20 protein-coding genes are annotated in these 19,549 nt (G+C 71.9%); 13 read left to right on the top strand and 7 right to left on the bottom strand.

What is annotated here, in order from left to right; genetic code table 11:
* The first annotated feature begins 6 nt into the window (after positions 1-6).
* Both M2157_RS44045 and M2157_RS44050 read left to right on the top strand, forming a co-directional pair.
* Positions 7-1,152: an LLM class flavin-dependent oxidoreductase gene (locus tag M2157_RS44045; protein ID WP_280867999.1), complete on the top strand. Its 1,146-nt coding sequence runs from the start codon at positions 7-9 to the stop codon at positions 1,150-1,152.
* Between the two features lie 57 nt (positions 1,153-1,209).
* Complete coding sequence (locus M2157_RS44050; protein WP_280868000.1) at positions 1,210-2,034, top strand: alpha/beta hydrolase; 825 nt, start codon at positions 1,210-1,212, stop codon at positions 2,032-2,034.
* On the opposite strand, the gene M2157_RS44055 is transcribed toward M2157_RS44050, so the two are convergent.
* Positions 2,031-3,077, bottom strand: a complete 1,047-nt coding sequence (locus M2157_RS44055) for an acyl-CoA dehydrogenase family protein (protein ID WP_280855534.1) — start codon at positions 3,075-3,077, stop codon at positions 2,031-2,033. The two genes, M2157_RS44050 and M2157_RS44055, sit on opposite strands and share 4 nt — an antisense overlap.
* A 94-nt stretch (positions 3,078-3,171) precedes the next feature.
* Here M2157_RS44055 and M2157_RS44060 point away from each other — a divergent pair, with 94 nt between their 5' ends.
* From M2157_RS44060 to M2157_RS44090, 7 genes are all read left to right on the top strand, one after another.
* Entirely contained in the window at positions 3,172-3,528 is a 357-nt protein-coding gene (locus M2157_RS44060; RefSeq protein WP_280855533.1) for a YciI family protein, read from the top strand.
* The gene (locus M2157_RS44065) at positions 3,528-4,718 is read left to right on the top strand and encodes an RNA polymerase sigma factor (protein ID WP_280855532.1); all 1,191 of its coding nucleotides are present in this window, start codon (positions 3,528-3,530) and stop codon (positions 4,716-4,718) included. Before M2157_RS44060 ends, M2157_RS44065 begins: the two co-directional genes overlap by 1 nt.
* 97 nt (positions 4,719-4,815) lie before the next feature.
* Entirely contained in the window at positions 4,816-6,138 is a 1,323-nt protein-coding gene (locus tag M2157_RS44070; RefSeq protein ID WP_280855530.1) for an aldehyde dehydrogenase family protein, read from the top strand.
* A 107-nt stretch (positions 6,139-6,245) separates the two neighbouring features.
* Positions 6,246-7,037, top strand: a complete 792-nt coding sequence (locus tag M2157_RS44075) for a tRNA-dependent cyclodipeptide synthase (protein ID WP_280868001.1) — start codon at positions 6,246-6,248, stop codon at positions 7,035-7,037.
* Between the two features lie 55 nt (positions 7,038-7,092).
* Complete coding sequence (locus M2157_RS44080; RefSeq protein WP_280868002.1) at positions 7,093-7,332, top strand: hypothetical protein; 240 nt, start codon at positions 7,093-7,095, stop codon at positions 7,330-7,332.
* Positions 7,333-7,336: 4 nt separating this feature from the next.
* Positions 7,337-8,221: an NAD(P)-dependent oxidoreductase gene (locus tag M2157_RS44085; RefSeq protein ID WP_280855527.1), complete on the top strand. Its 885-nt coding sequence runs from the start codon at positions 7,337-7,339 to the stop codon at positions 8,219-8,221.
* 28 nt (positions 8,222-8,249) lie between these two features.
* Positions 8,250-8,672 (top strand): PPOX class F420-dependent oxidoreductase, encoded by a 423-nt coding sequence (locus M2157_RS44090; RefSeq protein ID WP_280855526.1) that lies wholly within the window; start codon positions 8,250-8,252, stop codon positions 8,670-8,672.
* Positions 8,673-8,713: 41 nt separating this feature from the next.
* Here M2157_RS44090 and M2157_RS44095 read toward each other — a convergent pair whose 3' ends face one another.
* Complete coding sequence (locus tag M2157_RS44095; protein ID WP_280855524.1) at positions 8,714-9,508, bottom strand: IclR family transcriptional regulator; 795 nt, start codon at positions 9,506-9,508, stop codon at positions 8,714-8,716.
* 188 nt (positions 9,509-9,696) lie between these two features.
* On the opposite strand from M2157_RS44095, the gene M2157_RS44100 reads away from it, so the two are divergent.
* A complete protein-coding gene (locus M2157_RS44100; RefSeq protein ID WP_280855523.1) occupies positions 9,697-11,484 on the top strand; it encodes a sugar phosphate isomerase/epimerase and 4-hydroxyphenylpyruvate domain-containing protein in 1,788 nt (595 codons plus the stop codon).
* 52 nt (positions 11,485-11,536) lie between these two features.
* Positions 11,537-12,442, top strand: a complete 906-nt coding sequence (locus M2157_RS44105) for an aldo/keto reductase (protein ID WP_280855522.1) — start codon at positions 11,537-11,539, stop codon at positions 12,440-12,442.
* Between the two features lie 4 nt (positions 12,443-12,446).
* Here M2157_RS44105 and M2157_RS44110 read toward each other — a convergent pair whose 3' ends face one another.
* Positions 12,447-12,902 (bottom strand): pyridoxamine 5'-phosphate oxidase family protein, encoded by a 456-nt coding sequence (locus tag M2157_RS44110; protein WP_280855521.1) that lies wholly within the window; start codon positions 12,900-12,902, stop codon positions 12,447-12,449.
* A 1,175-nt stretch (positions 12,903-14,077) separates the two neighbouring features.
* A complete protein-coding gene (locus M2157_RS44115) occupies positions 14,078-14,785 on the bottom strand; it encodes a dienelactone hydrolase family protein (protein ID WP_280855520.1) in 708 nt (235 codons plus the stop codon).
* Positions 14,786-14,985: 200 nt separating this feature from the next.
* Between M2157_RS44115 and M2157_RS44120 the strand changes: the two genes are divergently transcribed.
* Positions 14,986-15,378: a VOC family protein gene (locus M2157_RS44120; protein ID WP_280855519.1), complete on the top strand. Its 393-nt coding sequence runs from the start codon at positions 14,986-14,988 to the stop codon at positions 15,376-15,378.
* Positions 15,379-15,419: 41 nt separating this feature from the next.
* On the top strand, positions 15,420-16,484 hold the full coding sequence (locus M2157_RS44125; RefSeq protein WP_280855518.1) for an adenosine deaminase: 1,065 nt from the start codon (positions 15,420-15,422) through the stop codon (positions 16,482-16,484).
* Here the strand turns inward: M2157_RS44125 and M2157_RS44130 are convergent.
* From M2157_RS44130 to M2157_RS44140, 3 genes are all read right to left on the bottom strand, one after another.
* On the bottom strand, positions 16,472-16,981 hold the full coding sequence (locus tag M2157_RS44130) for a DUF664 domain-containing protein (RefSeq protein WP_280855517.1): 510 nt from the start codon (positions 16,979-16,981) through the stop codon (positions 16,472-16,474). The genes M2157_RS44125 and M2157_RS44130 overlap by 13 nt on opposite strands.
* Positions 16,982-17,009: 28 nt before the next feature.
* Positions 17,010-18,506: a carotenoid oxygenase family protein gene (locus M2157_RS44135; RefSeq protein WP_280855516.1), complete on the bottom strand. Its 1,497-nt coding sequence runs from the start codon at positions 18,504-18,506 to the stop codon at positions 17,010-17,012.
* A 67-nt stretch (positions 18,507-18,573) separates the two neighbouring features.
* Entirely contained in the window at positions 18,574-19,491 is a 918-nt protein-coding gene (locus M2157_RS44140; RefSeq protein WP_280855515.1) for a LysR substrate-binding domain-containing protein, read from the bottom strand.
* Between the last annotated feature and the right edge of the window lie 58 nt (positions 19,492-19,549).

Genomic DNA, 19,549 nt, shown 5'->3' on the forward strand with positions numbered 1-19,549 from the left:
GCCCCCATGTCCCTCACCTTCCACTGGTTCCTGCCCACCAACGGCGACAGCCGCCATGTCGTGGGCGGCGGTCACGGCACGCCCGCCACCGTCTCCGGACGGGACCGGCCGCCGACGGTCGCCTACCTGAGCCAGATCGCCCGCGCGGCCGAGGACCTGGGCTTCGTGGGGGCGCTCACGCCCACCGGCGCCTGGTGCGAGGACGCGTGGCTGACCACCGCCATGGTCAGCCAGCACACCGAGCGCCTGAAGTTCCTGGTCGCCTTCCGGCCCGGCTTCGTCTCACCCACCCTCGCCGCGCAGATGGCGTCCACCTTCCAGCGGCAGACCGGCGGGCGGCTGCTGCTCAACGTGGTCACCGGCGGGGAGAGCCACGAGCAGCGGGCCTACGGGGACTTCCTCGACAAGGACGCCCGCTACCGCCGTACCGGAGAATTCCTCGACGTCGTACGGGGGTTGTGGGAGGGCAAGACCGTCGACCTGCACGGCGAGCACCTCCGGGTGGAGGACGCGAAACTGGCGCGCGTGCCCGACCCGGTGCCCGAGGTGTACTTCGGCGGGTCCTCGCCCATCGCCGGGGAGGTCGCCGCCAAGTACGTCGACGTGTACCTCACCTGGGGCGAGCCGCCCGCGCAGGTCGCCGAGAAGATCGCCTGGATCCGGGGGCTCGCGGCCAAGGAGGGCCGCACCCTGCGCTTCGGGATCCGCCTGCACGTCATCACGCGCGACACCTCCGAGCAGGCCTGGGCCGAGGCGAACCGCCTCCTGGAGGGCTTCGACCCCGAGACCGTCAGGTCGGTGCAGGCCGGGCTCGCCCGCAGCGAGTCCGAGGGGCAGCAGCGGATGCTCGCCCTGCACGGCGGCGGCGCTCGGGACGGCCTGGAGATCCACCCCAACCTGTGGGCCGGCATCGGCCTGGTGCGCGGCGGCGCGGGGACCGCGCTGGTCGGCAGCCACGACGAGGTCGCGGAGCGGATCAAGGAGTACCACGCGCTCGGCATCGACGAGTTCGTGCTCTCCGGCTACCCGCATCTGGAGGAGGCCTACTGGTTCGGCGAGGGAGTCCTGCCGCGCCTGGCGGCACAGGGGCTGTGGCAGCACCCGTCCGGCGACCGGGCCGCGCCCTCGGCGCAGGTGCCGTTCGCGAGCTAGGCCGTCACCACGTACGCTCACGGGCTCGACCTGCGTAACCGTCGAGAGGAACAGCCCGTGAGCGACTGGCCGTTGACCAGGACATTCCGCAGCAGCTCCGGTGAGGTCCGCTGGGACAGCCTCGGAGACCCGGGCCGGGACCCGGTCGTCCTCCTCCACGGCACGCCCTTCTCCTCCTATGTGTGGCGTGGAGTCGCCCGCGCCCTCGCCCGCCGCCACCACGTTTTCGTGTGGGACATGCCCGGCTACGGGGCCTCGGAGATGTCCGCCGGCCAGGATGTCTCCCTGGCGGCCCAGGGCCGGGTCTTCACCGAGCTGCTGGCGCACTGGGACCTCGACCGACCCCGGGTCGTGGCCCACGACTTCGGCGGCGCCGTGTCCCTGCGGGCCCATCTGCTGCACGACGCCCGCTACCGGTCGCTCGCCCTGGTCGACCCGGTCGCGCTGGCCCCCTGGGGATCGCCGTTCTTCAAACTCGTCGGCAAGCACTCCGACGTCTTCGACCAACTGCCGCCCGCCCTGCACCGGGCCCTCGTCCGCGAGTACGTCGGCTCCGCCAGCAGCCCCAACCTGCACCCCGCCGTCCTCGACCGGCTGGTCGAACCCTGGCTCGGCGACCCGGGACAGGCGGCCTTCTACCGCCAGATCGCCCAGGCCGACCAGCGCCACACCGACGAAGTGCAGGACCGGTACGGCGAGATCGCGGTCCCGACCCTGGTGTGCTGGGGCGAGGACGACACCTGGATCCCCGTCGACAAGGGGCACGAACTCGTCGCGCGCATCCCGGGCGCACGCCTCGAAACGGTCCCGGGCGCCGGTCACCTCGTCCAGGAGGACGCCCCCGCACATCTCACGGCCGCTCTGCTCGACTTCCTTGCCTAGAGCTGCGCCAGAGCGTCCAGGTGTGCGCGGCGCACCTCGGTGGTCTGTCCCTGCACGAGCAGGAACATCCCCTCGCGGAACAGCCGTTGGGCCCTACCGTCGAGGCCCATGGCCCGGCCGCCCCCGGCCACGACGGCCGCGGTCGTGGCGGTGCGCATCAGGTCGTACGACCGTGTCTTGAGCGCCAGCCGTTCGTCGACGCGCTCATACGGGACGGGGTGGTCGGCCAAGGCGTACGCCTGCCCGCGCACTTCGTCGAGGCGGCCGCGAAGGGCACCCGCGGTCTCGGACTCCCCGGCTTCCTCCAGTACGCGGAGCGCCGCGTACGCCACCCCGAAGACGGCGGGGGAGGCGTTGGTGTTGCGGGGCTGGTCCACCAGCGCGAACTTCTCCTGCGGAGTGCGCAGCACCACCGCGTCATCGGGCAGCCACAGGGCGTCCAGATCCAGGGAGACCGTCCGGGCCGCGGTGAGCGCCGCGAGCCGCATCGGCTCCGACGCCCGCAGTCCCGGCTGCTCGCGTGCCTCGGTGAACGCGAACACCACCTCGTCCGCCTCGGTCACCCCGGCCAGCAGCATCACGTCGTTCAGACCCCAGCCGGTGAACCACGGCACTGTCCCGTCGAAGCGCCAGCCGTCCCGCTCGGCCGTCACCCGCACCGGCACCCGCGGAAAGGCGCGGACGTGCGCGAACGCGATCCCGGCCAGCAGCTCACCGGTCGCCAGCGGCCCGAGCAGCCGCTCCCGCACCGGCAGGGCGGACTGCGCGAGCAGCCGCACCGGCGAGTGGTGCTGGGTCTGCACGAACCACGTGGAGCAGCACGCCCCGGCGAGGATCTCCTGGATCTCCCGCGCCACCGCGTCCGGGGCGCCCGCACCGCCGTACTCCGTCGGCGCGCTCACCCCGAGCAGGCCAGAGCGCCCGATCGCGTCGAGGTGGCTCGCGGGGACGCCCTCCTGGTCGACCCGTGCCGCGTGCGGGGCGAGGAGGCCGGCCGCGAGGGCGTGGGCGGTGGCGAGGAGCGGGTGCGGTGCGGTGGTCATGGACAAGATTCTCCCGATCCCGTCGCGCGCGGTGTCGATCCGGGGGTGTGCCGTTCGTGTAGGAGGTGAGACACACTCACAGGAGGAGAGCGACATGCAGTACTACCTGCTCAACGTCATGCAGCCCGGCTGGGACGAACTGCCCGCACCCGAGGTTCTGGCCGAGATCGGCAAGCGGCTCGACGCCTTCCACCAGGAGCTGCGCGAGGCCGGGGCCTGGGTCTTCGCCGGGGGACTGCACAGCCCTGACGCCTCGACCGTGCTGCGGCCCCGTGACGGCGACGTGCTGATCACGGACGGGCCGTACGCCGAGGGCAAGGAACAGCTCGGCGGACTCTGCATCGTGAAGGCGCCCGACCTGGACGCGGCCCTGGAATGGGCGCGCAAGGCGGCTCTGGCCACCACCCTGCCCATCGAGGTGCGCCCCTTCCAGCACGAGTCCGAGGACTGATGACCCTGGACATCGACGGCGTCTTCCGCGAGGAGTACGGCCGCGCGGTCGCGGTCCTGGTCCGCTTCCTCGGCGACATCGACCTCGCCGAGGAGGCGGTCCAGGACGCCTTCACCACGGCTGTGCTGCGCTGGCCGGAGACGGGTGTGCCGCCCAGCCCGGCCGGCTGGATCATCACCACCGCCCGTCACCGCGCGATCGACCGGCTGCGCCGCGAGTCCACTCGAGAGGCCCGCCATGCCGAGGCCGCCCTGCTGCACGCCCCCGACGCACCGCCCGAGGAGGGCCCCGTGCGCGACGAACGGCTCCGGCTCATCTTCACCTGCTGCCACCCCGCCCTCGCACCCCAGGCACAGGTCGCCCTCACCCTGCGCCTGCTCGGCGGCCTCACCACCGCTCAGATCGCCCGCGCCTTCCTCGTCCCCGAGCCGACCATGGCCCAGCGCCTCGTCCGGGCCAAGGCCAAGATCCGCGACGCCCGCATCCCCTACCGCGTCCCCCGCGACGCCGACCTCCCCGACCGGCTCAAGGGAGTGCTCGCCGTCGTCTACCTGATCTTCAACGAGGGCTACGGCGGTACGGCGGACCTGTGCGCGGAGGCCGTACGCCTGGGCCGTCTGCTGGCCGAGCTGATGCCGGACGAACCCGAGGTCACCGGTCTCCTCGCACTGATGCTGCTCGTCGAGTCCCGCCGGGCCGCCCGCACCGACGGCAACGGTGAGCTCGTGCCGCTGTCGGAGCAGGACCCCGGCCGCTGGAACCACGCGCTCATCGCGGAGGGCCAGTCACTCGTACGACGGTGCCTGCGCCGGAACCGGCCGGGGCCGTACCAGATCCAGGCCGCCATCCAGGCCGTGCACAGCGACGCGCCCACCGACTGGGGGCAGGTCCGCCGGCTGTACGACCAGCTGATGGCCGTGGCTCCCGGTCCTGTCGTGGCCCTGAACCGGGCGGTCGCCGTGGCCGAGACCGACGGTCCCGCGCAGGCCCTCGCCCTGGTGGACGCGCTGGACCTCGACGGCTACCACGTCCTCCACGCCGTCCGGGCGGACCTGCTGCGCCGTCTCGGCCGCGACCGGGAGGCCGCGGACGCGTACGCGAAGGCCGCGGAACTCACCGAGAATCCGGCGGAGCGCACCTACCTCGAACACCGCCGCCGATCGCTGTCACCTCGTCACGGAAAGTCCTGACGGCGGCCCGGAATTTACCCGGACGCGAAAAGGTTGCAATATACATCTGACCGTCGAGACCGAGGCCGCAAGGCCCGCCCACCCCAGCGAGGCACCCGTGAACCACCCCGTCCCCGAGCAGCCCGCCGACGTCGTGGCCCGACTGCGCGCCACCTTCCGCAGCGGCCGCACCAAGCCCGTCGAATGGCGTACGACCCAGCTGCGCCGTCTGCGCGAGATGCTCACGGAGAACGGCACGGAGCTGGCCGCCGCCCTCCATGCCGACCTGGGCAAGAGCTCCACCGAGGCCTTCCGCACCGAGATCGACTTCACGATCCGCGAGATCGACCACACCCTGGACCACCTCGCCGACTGGCTGCGGCCCGAGTCCGCCCCGGTCCCGGCACACCTCGGCGCCGACGCGAGCGCCCGGACGCAGTACGACCCGCTCGGCGTCGTCCTCGTCATCGCACCCTGGAACTACCCGGCCCAGCTGCTGCTCGCCCCGGTGGTCGGCGCCCTCGCCGCGGGCAACGCGGTGGTCGCCAAGCCGAGCGAGCTGGCCCCGGCCACCTCCGCCGCCCTCGCCCGGCTGCTGCCCGCCCACCTGGACACGGACGCCGTGGCCGTCGTCGAGGGCGGCATCCCGGAGACCACGGCCCTGCTGGCCGAGCGCTTCGACCACATCTTCTACACCGGCAACGGCGCGGTCGGCCGTATCGTCCTGCGCGCCGCCGCCGAGCACCTGACCCCGGTCACCCTCGAACTGGGCGGCAAGTCACCGGCGTTCGTCGACCGCGACGCCGACCTCACCGTCGTCGCCGACCGCCTCGCCCGCGGCAAGTTCCTCAACGCCGGGCAGACCTGCGTCGCCCCTGACTACGTCCTGACCGACCCGCGGACGGCGGCCGCCCTGGAGCCGCTGCTGGCCGGCGCCGTGGAAACGCTGTACGGCAACGACCCCGCCGACTCCGGCGAGTACGGACGCATCATCAACGAACGGCACTTCGACCGCCTCACCGGCCTCCTCGACTCGGGACGCACGGTCGTCGGCGGCGCGAGCGACCGTACGAACAAGTACATCGCGCCCACCGTCCTCGCCGACGTGGACCCCAAGTCCCCGGTGATGCAGGAGGAGATCTTCGGCCCGATCCTGCCGATCGTCACCGTCCCCGGCCTCGACGAGGCCATCGACTTCATCAACGACCGGGACAAGCCACTCGCGCTGTACGTCTTCACCGACTCCGACACGACGCGGCGCCGCATCGCCGACGAGACCTCCTCCGGCGGCCTCGGCTACGGCCTGCCCCTCGCCCATCTCACCGTCTCCGACCTGCCGTTCGGCGGAGTCGGGGAGAGCGGCATGGGCAACTACCACGGCCGCTACTCCATCGAGACCTTCAGCCACCGCAAGGCGATCCTCGAGAAGCCCCTCGGCTAGGGAGAGTGGTGGGGGGCGGGCACCACCCGCCCCGACATCCCAGTTGGGCCATCCGCGGGAGTTCCCCGCCGATCGGCCGACGGCATCACCGACTGCTCCTGGCCTCGATGTCGACGACGCGAGCACTACGGCGCACCGACCGCGCGGAACACGGGGGAACCATGCACGACTGGGCGATGCCGACGGCCTCGGCACCCTCCACCGCGGCCCGGAGGGGAGACGGCTTCCTCGCCACCCCCTTCTCCGAGCGCTGCGCGGGCCTCGTGGAAGCCGGACACCACGTGTTCCTCGGCATCAGTCCCGGCAACGGCTACTTCTCCGAGGACCGCCTCGTCGCCCTGCTGCGCTGGGCCGCAGCCCGCTTCACCCGGGTCGACCTCGCCCACCCCGGCACCGACACCGTCGCCTGCACCTACCTCGGCCGCGGATACGAACCCCGGCACGCCCGCGCCCACCGCGACGTACGCCAGACGGTCAACCGGATCTCCCGCGCCGTGACCGCCGCGCGGATCGACCCGGCCCGGCTGCACGTCGCGCAGTTCTCCGACTTCTACGACACCCCCGCCTACCGCGCCGCCCTGGACCGCATCACCCGCGCACTCCAGGAGCAGCCCGCGTTCCACGCCACCCGCACCCGCATGGTCACCGGCGTCCCGCGCACCACGATGCCCGCCGACTGGACCCCGACCGTCGACCAACTCGCCATCGGCGCCGAGTACTTGGACCGCGAGCTGCCCTTCCTCCTCGACACCCCGGCCATCCTCGGCGTACCGGCGTCCGTCTTCGCCTACCGTGCGACACCGGCCCTCGCCGGATTTCTCTACGGCCCGGACGCGCCGCTCCCGGCCGCGGACACGCAGGGATTCGTCACGTTGGAACCCGTCCCGGCCACGCAGTGACCGTCCACCGGGCAGGCGAGGTCCGACGCCGACCACGCACGTCGTAGAGTTCCAGGTGTCGGCCGCCGAGACCGCCTGGACCGCCAGGCGGGACGGTGAGTCCGAGGAGCGGTTCGATGTGCCGCACGCCTGGCCGGTGGAGGATCTCCCCGGTGACCGGGCCCGCGTCCCGACACAGGAGACGCGGATCGGCAATCCCGCCGCCGCGCCGGCCCAGGAGCGTCTCACCCCGATCCGCGCCGCTTCCGGCAAGCTCGAAGACCGACCGCACATCCGCACCCCCGCAGAGAGTTGACGTCATGACCGACAAGCTCACCGTGAGCGTCCTGGGCACCGGCATCATGGGCGCCGCGATGGCCCGCAATCTCGCCCGCGCCGGACACACCGTCCGCGCCTGGAACCGCAGCGCCGGCAAGGCACAGCCGCTGGCCGCGGACGGCGTCGAGATCGCTGACAGCCCCGCCGAGGCCGTGCGGGGCGCCGACGTGGTCCTGACCATGCTGTACGACGGTCCCGCGGCCCTGGACGTCATGCGTCAGGCCACCGAAGGGCTCCGCCCGGGCATCGCGTGGGTGCAGTCGACCACCGCCGGCGTCGAGGGGATCGCCGACCTGGCCGCCTTCGCCCGCGAGCACCGACTGGTCTTCTTCGACGCGCCCGTTCTGGGCACCCGCCAGCCCGCCGAGGCCGGACAGCTGCTGGTCCTCGCGGCCGGCCCGGTCGACGGCCGGGGTGCCGTGACCCCCGTCTTCGACGCGGTCGGCGCGCGCACGGTGTGGACCGGCGAGGACGGCGCCGAGGGCAGCGCGACCCGGTTGAAGCTGGTCGCCAACAGCTGGGTGCTCGCGGTGACCAACGCGGCCGGAGAGGTCCTCGCCCTCGCGAAGGCCCTCGGCGTGGACCCGCAGGGCTTCTTCGACGCCATCGACGGCGGTCCCCTGGACATGGGCTACCTGCGGGCCAAGTCGGGCCTGGTCCTCAACGACCAGTTGTCACCGGCCCAGTTCGCGGTCTCCACCGCCGCCAAGGACGCCCGCCTGATCGTCGAGGCCGGTGAGCGGGGCGGAGTCCGCCTGGACGTGGCCGCCGCGAGCGCCGAACGCTTCGAACGCGCCGCCGCCCAGGGCCACGGCGACGAGGACATGGCCGCCGCCTACTATGCGAGTTTCGACGAGAACGCCTGAACCCGAGGCTCCCGAGGAGGAACCCTTCGTGTCCAAGCCCCCGCTGCCGCCCGCGGCCGTCGAACTGCTGCGGCGCCCCAACCCGTGCGTGATGGCGACCCTCCGCTCCGACGGAACGCCGGTGTCGACCCCCACCTGGTACCTCTGGGAGGACGGCCGTGTCCTGATCAACCTGGACGAGGGCAGGATCCGGCTGAAGCACCTGCGCCGCGACCCGCGCGTCACGCTCACCGTCCTGGACGGCGACAACTGGTACACGCACGTCACGCTCATCGGCCGCGTGATCGAGACGTACGAGGACGAGGGCCTCGTCGACATCGACCGCCTCTCCACCCACTACGGCGGCCGTGCCTACCCGAACCGGGTCCGGACCCGCTTCAGCGCCCGGATCGAGGTCGAGCGCTGGCACGGCTGGGGCGAGATGAAGGACAGTGACCAGGCTTCCGGCTGAGGAGAGGACCGGCCAACGGCGGCCGGGAATTCTCACCAGCCTCAGACGGCGCTGCTCAGTGGATGGCTGAACCCCTGGCCGGAGATGAGGCGGGCGCCCTCGGCGAGCTCCGTGGCGAAGCGCTCGACGGCCTCGTAGGGGAAGCGGTGGCTGGGGCCGCTCAGGGAGAGGGAGGCGACGACCTTGCCGGTGCGGCCGGTCACCGGCACCGCCACGGCGGTGAGCCCCTCGTCCCACTCGCTGCTGCTGACGGCGTAGCCGCGCTCGGCCGCCTCCGTGGCCCAGGCCCGCAGCCGCTCGACATGGGCCTCGCCCTGTGGTGAGGCGGCGGCGACCCGGCTCAGGAACACCTCGGAGGCGTCCCGCAGCAGGATCTTCGAGGAGGCGCCGGCCCACAGCGGCTGTTCGTCGCCGACGTCGACGACATGGCGCAGCGGGTGCGGACTCTCCTCGTGGGCGACGCAGATGCGGTGGACGCCCCGGGCGACGAAGAGATTGACGGTCTCGCCGAGCCGGTCCGCGAGATCGCGCATGACCTTCCGGGTCTCCTGCGGCACCTCCCACTGGCTGCGCGCGAGATAGGCCCAGCGCCACAGCGCGGGACCCGCGGTGTAGCCGGACGGGTGCGAGCCCAGCAGGCCGGTCTCCTCCAGGGTCTGCACCAGACGCAGCGCGGTCGTCTTGGCGAGCCCAGTCGACTCGGTGATCTCCCGCAGGCTGATCACGGGCCGGTCCTCGGTGAGCAGGGTGAGGATGTCGAAGGCCCGCCGCACACTGCGCACCCCGCCCGCCTGCTGATCGGCGTCACCCCCCGCCCGCGACTGTCCCTCACTCACCCGCTGCCTCCCCGTACGTTCCCCGCGGCCCTCGGCCGATGCTGCTCCCGACCGTAGTCCGCTGTGCGGACCAGGGAAACCTGGGCCCTTGCTCGAGGAGCCTACGCCCCCTACTCTGACCGCACAGCGGATCAATAGGACCATCTAGTGGTCAGCTGGGAGTCCCAGTGACGGCCTCGGGAGCGAGTATGCGTAAGTCCATCGCCACCGTCTGCCTCAGCGGCACCCTCACCGAGAAGCTGACGGCCGCCTCACGGGCCGGCTTCGACGGCGTCGAGATCTTCGAGAACGACCTCCTGGCGAGCCCGCTCGCCCCCGAGGAGATCGCCGCCCGTACAGCCGACCTCGGTCTGGGTATCGACCTCTACCAGCCGATGCGGGACATCGAGGCGGTCCCGGAAGAGATCTTCGCCCGCAACCTCAGGCGCGCCCGGCACAAGTTCGAGCTGATGCGCAGGCTCGGCGCCGACACCGTCCTCGTCTGCTCCAGCATCGCCCCCCAGGCCGTGGACGACGACGCCCTCGCGGCCGAGCAGCTGAGCCGACTCGCCGACTTGGCCCAGGAGTTCGGCATCAAGGTGGCCTACGAGGCACTCGCGTGGGGGCGGCACGTCAGCACGTACGGCCACGCCTGGCGGATCGTCGAAGCCGCAGACCATCCTGCGCTCGGCACCTGCCTGGACAGTTTTCACATCCTCTCCCGGGCTTCTGGACCCGAGGACCTCAAAGGCATCGCGGACATCCCCGGCGACAAGATCTTCTTCCTCCAGCTCGCCGACGCCCCGCTGATGGCCATGGACGTCCTCCAGTGGAGCCGCCACTACCGTTGCTTCCCCGGCCAGGGCGGCTTCGACGTGGCCGGACTTCTCCGCCACGTCCTGAACGCGGGATACGACGGCCCCCTTTCACTGGAGGTCTTCAACGACGTCTTCCGCCAGGCGGACGCGGGCCGCACCGCGCTGGACGGGCTGCGCTCCCTGCTCGCCCTCGAGGAGAACGCCGGCGTCTCCCCGCTCCCGGCCCCGGTGATCCCCTCCGGCGTCGCCTTCGCGGAACTCGCCACCAGCGACCCGGAACCCGTCGGTGAACTCCTCACCGCCCTCGGCTTCACCCGCACCGCCCGCCATCACGGCAAGCCGGTCGACCTCTGGGAGCAGGGCGGAGCCCGCATCCTGGTCAACACGGGTGCCGCCGGTCGCCGTACGGACACCACCCTGGCCGCCGTAGGCCTGGAGACGGCGGATCCGGCAGCCTCCGCCCGCCGCGCGGAAGCCCTGCTCGCGCCCGCCCTGCCCAAGCGCCGTGCCGCACAGGACGTTCCGTTGGAGTCGATAGCGGCCCCCGACGGCACCGAAGTCCTCTTCTGTTCGACCGGCCGCCCCGAACTCCCCAGCTGGACCGACGACTTCACGTACACGGCCGAGAGCGGACCCGGAGAAGCCACCGTCATCGACCACCTCGCGCTGACCCAGCCGTGGCACCACTTCGACGAATCGGTGCTCTTCCACCGCACGGTGCTGGGCCTCAGCCCGCACGAGACCGTCGAACTCGCCGACCCCTACGGCCTGTTCCGCAGCCGAGCCCTGTCCGCCTCGTCCGACGGGCCCCGGCTGGTCCTCAACCTCGCGCCCGCTCCGGAGGAGGGCGGCGAAACCCGCGCCCGGCACGTGGCGTTCGCCGTCGGCGACATCGTCGCCGCGGTGCGCCGCTTCCGGGCGGCCGGGGCCGGGCTGCTGCGCGTCCCGGCGAACTACTACGACGACCTCGAGGCGCGATTCGAGTTCGCGGAGGGCGAGTTGGAGACCTACCGCGAACTGGGCATCCTCTACGACCGTGACGAGCGGGGCGGCGAGTTCCGGCACTGCTACACCGAGACGGTCGGCCACGTCTTCTTCGAGTTCGTGCAGCGGACCGGCGGCTATGCGGGGTTCGGCGCGGCGAACGCGCCCATCCGGTTGGCCGCCCAGCGAAGGTAGGAGTTCGGAAACTGCCCGCGGAGGTGGGCCGCAGGTGTGTCATCATCCGCCGATGACCTCCGAAACGATCACCGCGGACGCGGCAGGCACCTGGACACTCGGCGATCTCACCGTCAACCGCATCGGCTTCGGCGCGATGCGGCTGACGGGCAGCGCGGCTTTCCACTTCGGGACCCCGAGCGACCGGCAGCGGTCGATCGCCGTGCTGCGCAGGGCGATCGAGCTCGGCGTGAACCACATCGACACGGCCGCCTTCTACTTCTCCTCGCTGCGCTCCGCCAACGAGATCATCAACAGCGCGCTGTCCCCGTACCCCGACGACCTCATCATCGCCGCAAAGGTCGGGCCCTTCCGGGACTACGCGGGCGAGTGGGGCACCTCGGCCCGACCGGAGGACCTGCGCGGTCACGTCGAGGAGAACCTCCGCCAGCTCGGCCGCGACCAGCTCGACCTGGTGTATCTCCGCCGGATGCGCCAGGAGTCGATCGCCGAGCACTTCGGGGCCCTCGCCGAACTGCGCGACAAGGGCCTGATCCGGCACCTCGGCATCTCCGACGTCGAGCCCCGGCACCTCGCCGAGGCGCAGGCCATCGCGCCGGTGGTGTCCGTGCAGAACCGTTTCGGGCTCGACTCCCGCAACCGGGCCACCGACGACATGGTGCGGATCTGCGGCGAACAGGGCATCGCCTTCGTGCCGTTCTTCGCGATCGCCGGGGACGCCGGAGCCGAGGGCGCCACCACCGCCCACGACCAGGCGGTGCTCGCCGTCGCACGGGCGCACGACGCGACCCCCGCCCAGGTCCGGCTCGCCTGGACCCTCGCCCAGGGCCCGCACGTCCTGGCGATCCCCGGCACCGGCAACCCCGACCATCTCACCGAGAACATCGCGGCAGGCGCGCTGAGGCTCACCGACGACGAGCTGGACGTCCTGAACGCACTGCATCAGAAAGCCGGTTGAGAGATCAGACGGCCCACACGCCGTCCTGCATGACGTGCCGCCCGCGCATCTCGTGCTGTCCGTTGAGGGCCTGCACGGTGCGCGGGCGCACCTGGAAGAAGGCGTAGGAGGCGCTGTCGCGGCGTGGGTCCCAGCCCGTCTTCGCCATGAAGAGGTCGATCGCCGCGGCCCGCACGTCCTCCCCGCCGTAGGTACGCACATCCCCGTCGATGAGCACGACGTCCTGGGTGTCCCCGAACGCCAGCCGGGTGCGCCCGCCGTCGCGCAGATTGCGGCCCGTGGGATTGGTGATCCGCGTGGACAGCCAGACGGACTCGCCGTCCCAGACGAACCACAGCGCGACCAGACAGGGCAGCCCGTCGGCGTCCGCCGAGGCCACCCAGATGTCCGTCTCCCGCTCCAGCCTGGTCAGTACGTCGCGCTTGCGCTGTTCGAGGGTGCGGCTCTCGGTGATCGTCATGGCCGGGACGCTACCGGCCGCCTCACCCCGGCGCCTCGGTCCGGGGCCCTACGACCGCCGACCACCCTCACCGGCAGCGCTGCAGTCACCGTCCCCGCACTCGGACTCGGACTCGCTCGAGCGGGGACCCACCGGTCAGCGCCCCGTCCGCCGTGGCGGGCTCCTGCGCTGTGCGGCTGGGCGTGCCGGTGCCGTCTGGGCTGACTGGGCACATCGGCCGTCATGGGCTTCTCCGCTGTGCGGCTGGGCGCGCCGGTGCCGTCTGAGCTGACTGGGCACGCCGGCCGTCATGGGCTTCTCCGCTGTGCGGCTGGGCGCGCCGGTGCCGTCTGAGCTGATGGGGCGCGCCGACCGCTATGGGCTCCTGCGCTGTGCGCCTGGGCGTACCGGTCCCGTCTGGGCTGATGGGGCGCGCCGGCCGTCATGGGCTCCTGCGCTGTGCGCCTGGGCGTACTACCAGTCGCGTCTGAGCTGACCGGGCACGCCGGCTGTCACGGGGCTTCTCCGCCGTGCGGCTGCGGGCACCGGGCCCCGCCCGCCTCAGCCGACCGGGCCCGCTGATCCACAGCCCCGATCCGTCCCAGGGCACCTCGCCTTGCAGCCGGTCCGGCCTGCTGGCGCCCGTGCCTTGTAGCAGTCTGAGCCGTCGCGGGGCACCTCGCGTTGCAGCCGGTCGGGTTCGTCGCGGGTGTCTGCGCTTGCAGCCGGTTCGGTCCGTCGGCGCCCGTGCCTTGTAGCAGTCTGAGCCGTCGCTGGGCACCTCGTCTTGTAGCCGGTCGGGTTCGTCGCGGGGTGTCTGCGCTTGCTGCCGGTCTGGCTCGTCGGCGCCCGTGCCTTGCAGCAGCCCGGTCCGTCGCGGGGCACCTCGCTTTGTAGCCGGTCGGGTTCGTCGCGGGGTGTCTGCGCTTGCTGCCGGTTCGGCTCGTCGGCGCCCGTGCCTTGCAGCAGCCCGGTCCGTCGCGGGGCACCTCGCGTTGCAGCCGGTCGGGTTCGTCGCGGGGTGCCTGCGCTTGCTGCCGGTTCGGCTCGTCGGCGCCCGTGCCTTGCAGCAGCCCGAGCCGCCGCAGGGCACCTCGCTTCACAGCCGGTCCGGTCCGTCCGCGCCCGCGCCATGCCGCAGCCCCAGCCTCCGCAAGGCACCCGCCTCGCAGCAGCCCCGCTCCTCAGCGCAGCCCCTAGCCCAGCCGCTCGTGCAGGAAGGGCACCGTGCTCTCCCATGCGCGGGTGGCGGACTCGGCGTCGTAGACCGGGCGGCCGTCGTTGAAGAAGGCGTGGTTCGCCGGGTAGAGGCGCAGGTCCGGGGTGATTCCGGACTGCTCCTGGACGGTCTCGCGCAGAGCGTCGAGGCTCTTCGCCGGGATGCTCTCGTCGAGCTCGCCGTAGTGGCCCAGGATCTCCGCCTTCAGGCCCGAGAAGTCGGGCAGCTCGCCCTGGATCACGCCGTAGAACGGCACCGCGGCACTCACCCGGGGGTCGGCCGCCGCGAGGTACAGCACGAATCCGCCGCCCATGCAGAAGCCGACCGCGCCGACGGTGTCCGAGGTGACCTCGTCCAGGGCCAGCAGGTGGTCGACCGCGCCGGAGAGCAGCTCCACACCCCGGGAGACCGGGAGGTCCTGCATCATCCGCAGGGCCTCGGCGCTCTCGTGGGCGACATTGCCGCCGTAGAGATCGGGGGCGAGGGCCACGAAGCCCTCCGCCGCCAGCCGGTCGGCGACGTCGGCGATGTGGTCGGTCAGGCCCCACCACTCCTGGATCACGATGACGCCCGGCCCGCTCCCGGACGGCGGCAGTGCCAGATAACCGTGCGCGGTGGTGCCGCCGCTCGGGAAGGTGACGTTCTGGCGGGCGGGAGCTCCAGTCGACTTCGGCAGTTCTGTCATGGTGCTCGACTCCTGTGCGGCAGTCCGGTGATGGGGCGCCGGAGCCGTGACCCCGGCGGTGATCACCAGCCTGTCACGCGGCGTACGGCCCACGCACAGGAGCCCCGGCGACCGGACTGGCGCCGACGACGTTTTACGTATAACCTCTCCCGTCAATCACCTGTCAACCACCCGTCGAGCACCCGTCCCGAGAGGTTCCGATGAGACGCATCGCCCTGGTCACCCTCGTCGTCGACGACTACGACGAGGCGATCCGCTTCTACACCGAAGCCCTCGGCTTCCGGCTCGTCGAGGACGCGCCCCGCTCCGACGGCTCCCGCTGGGTCGTCGTACGGCCGGACGAGCGCGAAGGCGGCACCGACCTGCTGCTCGCCCGCGCCAAGGGCGAGGCTCAGCAGGCCCGGGTGGGTGACCAGACCGGCGGGCGCGTCGGATTCTTCCTGCAGACCGACGATTTCGCCCGCGACCACGCCCGCATGCTCGCCGCGGGCGTGACCTTCCTGGAGGAGCCGCGCCACGAGCCCTACGGCTCGGTCGCCGTCTTCCAGGACCTCTACGGAAACCGCTGGGACCTGCTCCAGCCCGCCGACTGACCTTCACGCCACCCTGTTCGAAGTCCGAGGAAGACCCCGCCATGACCGCTACGCGCGTAGACGCCGACCTGATCCGCCGCCTCCCCAAGGCCGTCCTGCACGACCACCTCGACGGCGGCCTGCGCCCCGCGACCGTGGTGGAGCTCGCGGCGGAGGCCGGTCACACCCTGCCCACCACCGACCCGGACGAGCTCGCCGCCTGGTACTTCGAGGCCGCCAACTCCGGCGACCTGGTGCGCTACATAGCCACCTTCGAACACACCCTCGCCGTCATGCAGACGCGCGAGGGCCTGCTGCGCACGGCCGAGGAGTACGTCCTCGACCTGGCCGCCGACGGGGTCGTGTACGGCGAGGTGCGCTACGCCCCCGAGCTGAACACCAACGGCGAACTGACCATGGCCGAGGTCGTCGAGACGGTCCAGGAGGGCCTGGCCGCCGGTATGGCGAAGGCCGCCGCCGCGGGCACTCCGGTGCGGGTCGGGACGCTGCTGTGCGGGATGCGGATGTTCGACCGGGTGCGCGAGGCCGCCGACCTGGCCGTGGCCTTCCGGGACGCCGGTGTCGTCGGCTTCGACATCGCCGGCGCCGAGGACGGCTTCCCGGCCGCCGACCACCGGGACGCCTTCGAGCACCTGCGCCGCGAGAGCGTGCCGTTCACCATCCACGCCGGTGAGGCCCACGGCCTGCCCAGCATCCACCAGGCCGTGCAGGTGTGCGGCGCCCAGCGCCTCGGCCACGGGGTACGGATCACCGAGGACATCGTCGACGGCAAGCTCGGCCGGCTCGCGGGCTGGGTGCGGGACCACCGGATCGCCCTGGAGATGTGCCCGACCTCCAACCTCCAGACCGGCGCCGCCACCTCGATCGCCGAGCACCCCATCACCGCCCTGAAGGACCTGGGATTCCGGGTCACCCTCAACACCGACAACCGGCTCGTGTCGGGTACGACGATGACCCGGGAGATGTCCCTGCTGGTGGAGGAGGCCGGCTGGACGGTCGAGGACCTGCGCACGGTCACGGTGAACGCTCTCAAGAGCGCGTTCATCCCCTTCGACGAGCGCACGGCCCTCATCGAGGACGTCGTCCTGCCGGGCTACGCGCTCTGATACAGCCCCCGCAGATAGGCGGCCTGTCCGACGTGCTCGTAGTCGTCGGACAGGACGCTGACCAGCCGGACGCCCAGCGTGACCGGCGGATCCCAGTTCTCGTCCACGACCCGGTCCAGGTCCTCGGCCGTCAGGCCGCGCAGGGCTGCGAGTGTCTGGTCGTGCACGGCGTCGTAGTAGCCGGTCAGCAGGTCGGCGGAGTCGACCCGCACCTTGGCGACCTGCGCGGAGGTGTGGCCGTACCCGATGTCATGGGGCTTCAGGTCCAGGCCGAAGCGCTTCTCCCAGTCCTGCGTCAGCCAGACCTGTTCGAGGTCGAAGGCGCCGGCCACGTGGTCGTCCTGGACGCGGGTGAGATGCCAGACCAGCCAGGCGACGGAGTTGGCGTCGGGGCCGGGGCGACGGTGGAGGTCGTCGACGGTGAGGCCCTCGACGGCCGCGTGGACCTCTTCCTGGATGCGGGTGTACGCGTCGATGAGGATGTCCTTTGCATGCATGGTGTCCACCATCGCGCATCGCGCCGCGTCACGCGTCGGGAATCCAGCTCCCGTGGAAGCCCAACGGCACCCGTCCCGGCAGATGGATCCGGGCGACCGGCTCGCCGCTGAAGTCCTGGGCCGCGAGAATCACCAGGTCCGACGCCCCTCGACCGGGGTTGTGCACATACGCGATCGCGTACCCGTCGTCCTCCGCGGCCCGCTCGTCGCAGGGGTCGGACGGCACGAACACGGCCTCGCTCGCCGCCGCGCCCCGGGGCAGCCGGTGCACCTGCGAGGTGCCGCGCAGCAGGTCGTGCTTGATGAGCGCGTTGCTGAACGCCCGGTCGGGCGGATTGCCGTCGACCGCCTGATAGGCCAGCACCATCTCCGCGGCCGCCGCCGAGTAGCCGTAGCGGTGCCGGCGGGACACCAACGCCTCGTTGACGCGCGGGAATTCCTGCGGGCGGTCGTCGAGGGTCCGGGTCCGTACCCGCCCCTGACGCAGGTCGACCGTCCAGCGGTCAAGCCGGGGGGTACTCGCCCCGTACGGCCCGCCCGAGCCGTTGCCCGCCACGAGGAAGGGCGCGTCGAAGTTGGTCATGTCGATGACGAGGTTCGGGCCCTCCTCGTACGCGTTGAGGGTGTGCGAGTAGTACACCGGGTCGACCTCGAACCAGCGGACCGCGCCCCCGGCGCGAGGCAGCACACCGACCCGTGCCGGATGCCGGTCGTTCCAGACGTACGGCACGATGTCGCCGCGCTCGGCGCCCGCCGGGTCGAAGGTGACCGGCATGTCGAGGATCACCACATGGTTCTCGGTGAGCGCGAAGTCGTGGATCATCGGCGCGTCCGCCACCGGGATCCGCGTACTGCGCGAGACGCGGCCCGCCGGGTTCACGACCAGGTGCCGCACATGGTCCCAGGTCGGGTAGTAGGCGATCGCGTGCAGTTCACCGGCGTGGACGTCGTACTTGGTGTGCGCGGTGAACGCGCCCTCCAGGGTGCCCCGGAAGTCGTACGTGCCCACGGTGTTCAGATCGTCGTCGAGCTCGTACGGCAGCGGCCCGCTCTCCTGGAGCGCCAGGATCCGCCCCCGGTGCGGGATCACATGGGTGTTGCAGGGGAAGTCGTCCGGCGGCACCGGGCCGGGGTAGGTCTCGCCGAGCTTCTTCGCGACCTGGGACGAGCGCACCCAGCGGTTGCGGTACCACTCCGCACGGCCCTCGCGCAGCCGGACGCCGTGCACCATGCCCTCGCCGAGCATCCAGTGGTGGGCACGCGGGTCCTCAAGGCCCAGAGCGTTGGGGCCGTTGCGCAGATATCGGCCGTTGAGCTCGCGCGGGATGCGGCCGGTGACCGGCAGGTCGAAGGCCGTCAGCTCCTCGGTGACGGGCTCGAACGCGCCCTCCAGGAAGGGGTAGCGGCGCGCTGTCCGGGGCGCCGCCGAGGCGGGCAGCGAGCCCGCTCCGGTGCCGACGAGCGCGCCGGCCGCCGTGATCGCCGCCGCGCCGCGCAGTACGTTCCGTCGTGTGGGGTCCGTCATCTTCCCTGCTCCTGACCGTGGTTGTCCTCGGGAACGGTCATGAGTCTGGTGCGCGGGACGGATCAGGTCACGAGGTGTGGACCCCGTCGGGGGGTGTACTCAGACCCCCTGTTTCCAGCAGGGACATCAGTGCCCGGGCCGCAGGACTCGTCGCCTGCGAGGGCGGCAGCAGCGCGACGGTCTCGTACACGGTCTCGCCGGTGCCCTTGACGGGCAGAGCCGTCAGCGACGCCCGCTTGTGCCGGAAGTGCTGGGGAACGACGGCCACGCCGAGGTTCTCGTCCACGAGGTCGAGGAGACTGTGCACGTCGTTGACCTCCAGCGCGACGTTGCGGCGCAGTCCCGCGGCGGCGAAGGCGGCGTCGGTGGTGCGGCGCGGGCCCCAGTCCGGATGGAAGTCGACGAAGACCTCGCCGCCCAGATCCTCCGGCGTCACGGCCGCGCCGACGGCCGCGAGCCGGTGGCTGGGGTGGCACAGCACGGTCATGGGCTCGCTCGACAGTGGTACGACGCGCAGCTGGTCGGTGTCCTGTTGCGCCGCCCGGACGGCGAAGGCCAGATCGAGCCGTCCGGCGGCGACCTCCTCGGCGAGGGCCGCGGACCCCGCCTGGCGCAGACAGATCTCGACGTCCGGATGCTGCCGCCGGAAAGCGGCGAGCAGCCCCGCCACGTGCAGCCCGGCGATGCACTGTTCGGAGCCCAGCGCGAGCATCCCGCGCAGCACCCCCTGCACGGCCGCCACCGCCTCGTGGGCCGAGCGCACCTGCGCGAGGATCCGCTCGGCCTCGCCGAGCAGTGCCCGCCCCGCCGGGGTGAGCGTCACCCGGCGCGTGGTCCGCACGAACAGCGGGGTCTGCAGCTCCCGCTCCAGCGCCCGGATGGACGCGGACAGTCCCGACTGGGACACCAGGAGCCGCTCGGCGGCCCGGGTGAAGTGCTGGTCCTCGGCGACGGCCACGAAGTGTTGGAGATGGCGCAGTTCCATGATTGAGAAGCCTATCCGCTGAATTCCATCGGATTCTTCTGTTGGACCAATGCCCCCA

It is taken from the genome of Streptomyces sp. SAI-127, assembly GCF_029894425.1.
Classification (GTDB): Bacteria; Actinomycetota; Actinomycetes; order Streptomycetales; family Streptomycetaceae; genus Streptomyces.

What these genes read in the sequence shown, in the direction of transcription:
- M2157_RS44130 (WP_280855517.1), bottom strand. Translation starts at nt 16,981, where the DNA reads ATGCATGCAAAGGACATCCTCATCGACGCGTACACCCGCATCCAGGAA.
- M2157_RS44065 (WP_280855532.1), top strand. Translation starts at nt 3,528, where the DNA reads ATGACCCTGGACATCGACGGCGTCTTCCGCGAGGAGTACGGCCGCGCG.
- M2157_RS44085 (WP_280855527.1), top strand. Translation starts at nt 7,337, where the DNA reads ATGACCGACAAGCTCACCGTGAGCGTCCTGGGCACCGGCATCATGGGC.
- M2157_RS44140 (WP_280855515.1), bottom strand. Translation starts at nt 19,491, where the DNA reads ATGGAACTGCGCCATCTCCAACACTTCGTGGCCGTCGCCGAGGACCAG.
- M2157_RS44120 (WP_280855519.1), top strand. Translation starts at nt 14,986, where the DNA reads ATGAGACGCATCGCCCTGGTCACCCTCGTCGTCGACGACTACGACGAG.
- M2157_RS44135 (WP_280855516.1), bottom strand. Translation starts at nt 18,506, where the DNA reads ATGACGGACCCCACACGACGGAACGTACTGCGCGGCGCGGCGGCGATC.
- M2157_RS44075 (WP_280868001.1), top strand. Translation starts at nt 6,246, where the DNA reads ATGTCGACGACGCGAGCACTACGGCGCACCGACCGCGCGGAACACGGG.
- M2157_RS44110 (WP_280855521.1), bottom strand. Translation starts at nt 12,902, where the DNA reads ATGACGATCACCGAGAGCCGCACCCTCGAACAGCGCAAGCGCGACGTA.
- M2157_RS44060 (WP_280855533.1), top strand. Translation starts at nt 3,172, where the DNA reads ATGCAGTACTACCTGCTCAACGTCATGCAGCCCGGCTGGGACGAACTG.
- M2157_RS44100 (WP_280855523.1), top strand. Translation starts at nt 9,697, where the DNA reads ATGCGTAAGTCCATCGCCACCGTCTGCCTCAGCGGCACCCTCACCGAG.
- M2157_RS44115 (WP_280855520.1), bottom strand. Translation starts at nt 14,785, where the DNA reads ATGACAGAACTGCCGAAGTCGACTGGAGCTCCCGCCCGCCAGAACGTC.
- M2157_RS44105 (WP_280855522.1), top strand. Translation starts at nt 11,537, where the DNA reads ATGACCTCCGAAACGATCACCGCGGACGCGGCAGGCACCTGGACACTC.
- M2157_RS44125 (WP_280855518.1), top strand. Translation starts at nt 15,420, where the DNA reads ATGACCGCTACGCGCGTAGACGCCGACCTGATCCGCCGCCTCCCCAAG.
- M2157_RS44055 (WP_280855534.1), bottom strand. Translation starts at nt 3,077, where the DNA reads ATGACCACCGCACCGCACCCGCTCCTCGCCACCGCCCACGCCCTCGCG.
- M2157_RS44045 (WP_280867999.1), top strand. Translation starts at nt 7, where the DNA reads ATGTCCCTCACCTTCCACTGGTTCCTGCCCACCAACGGCGACAGCCGC.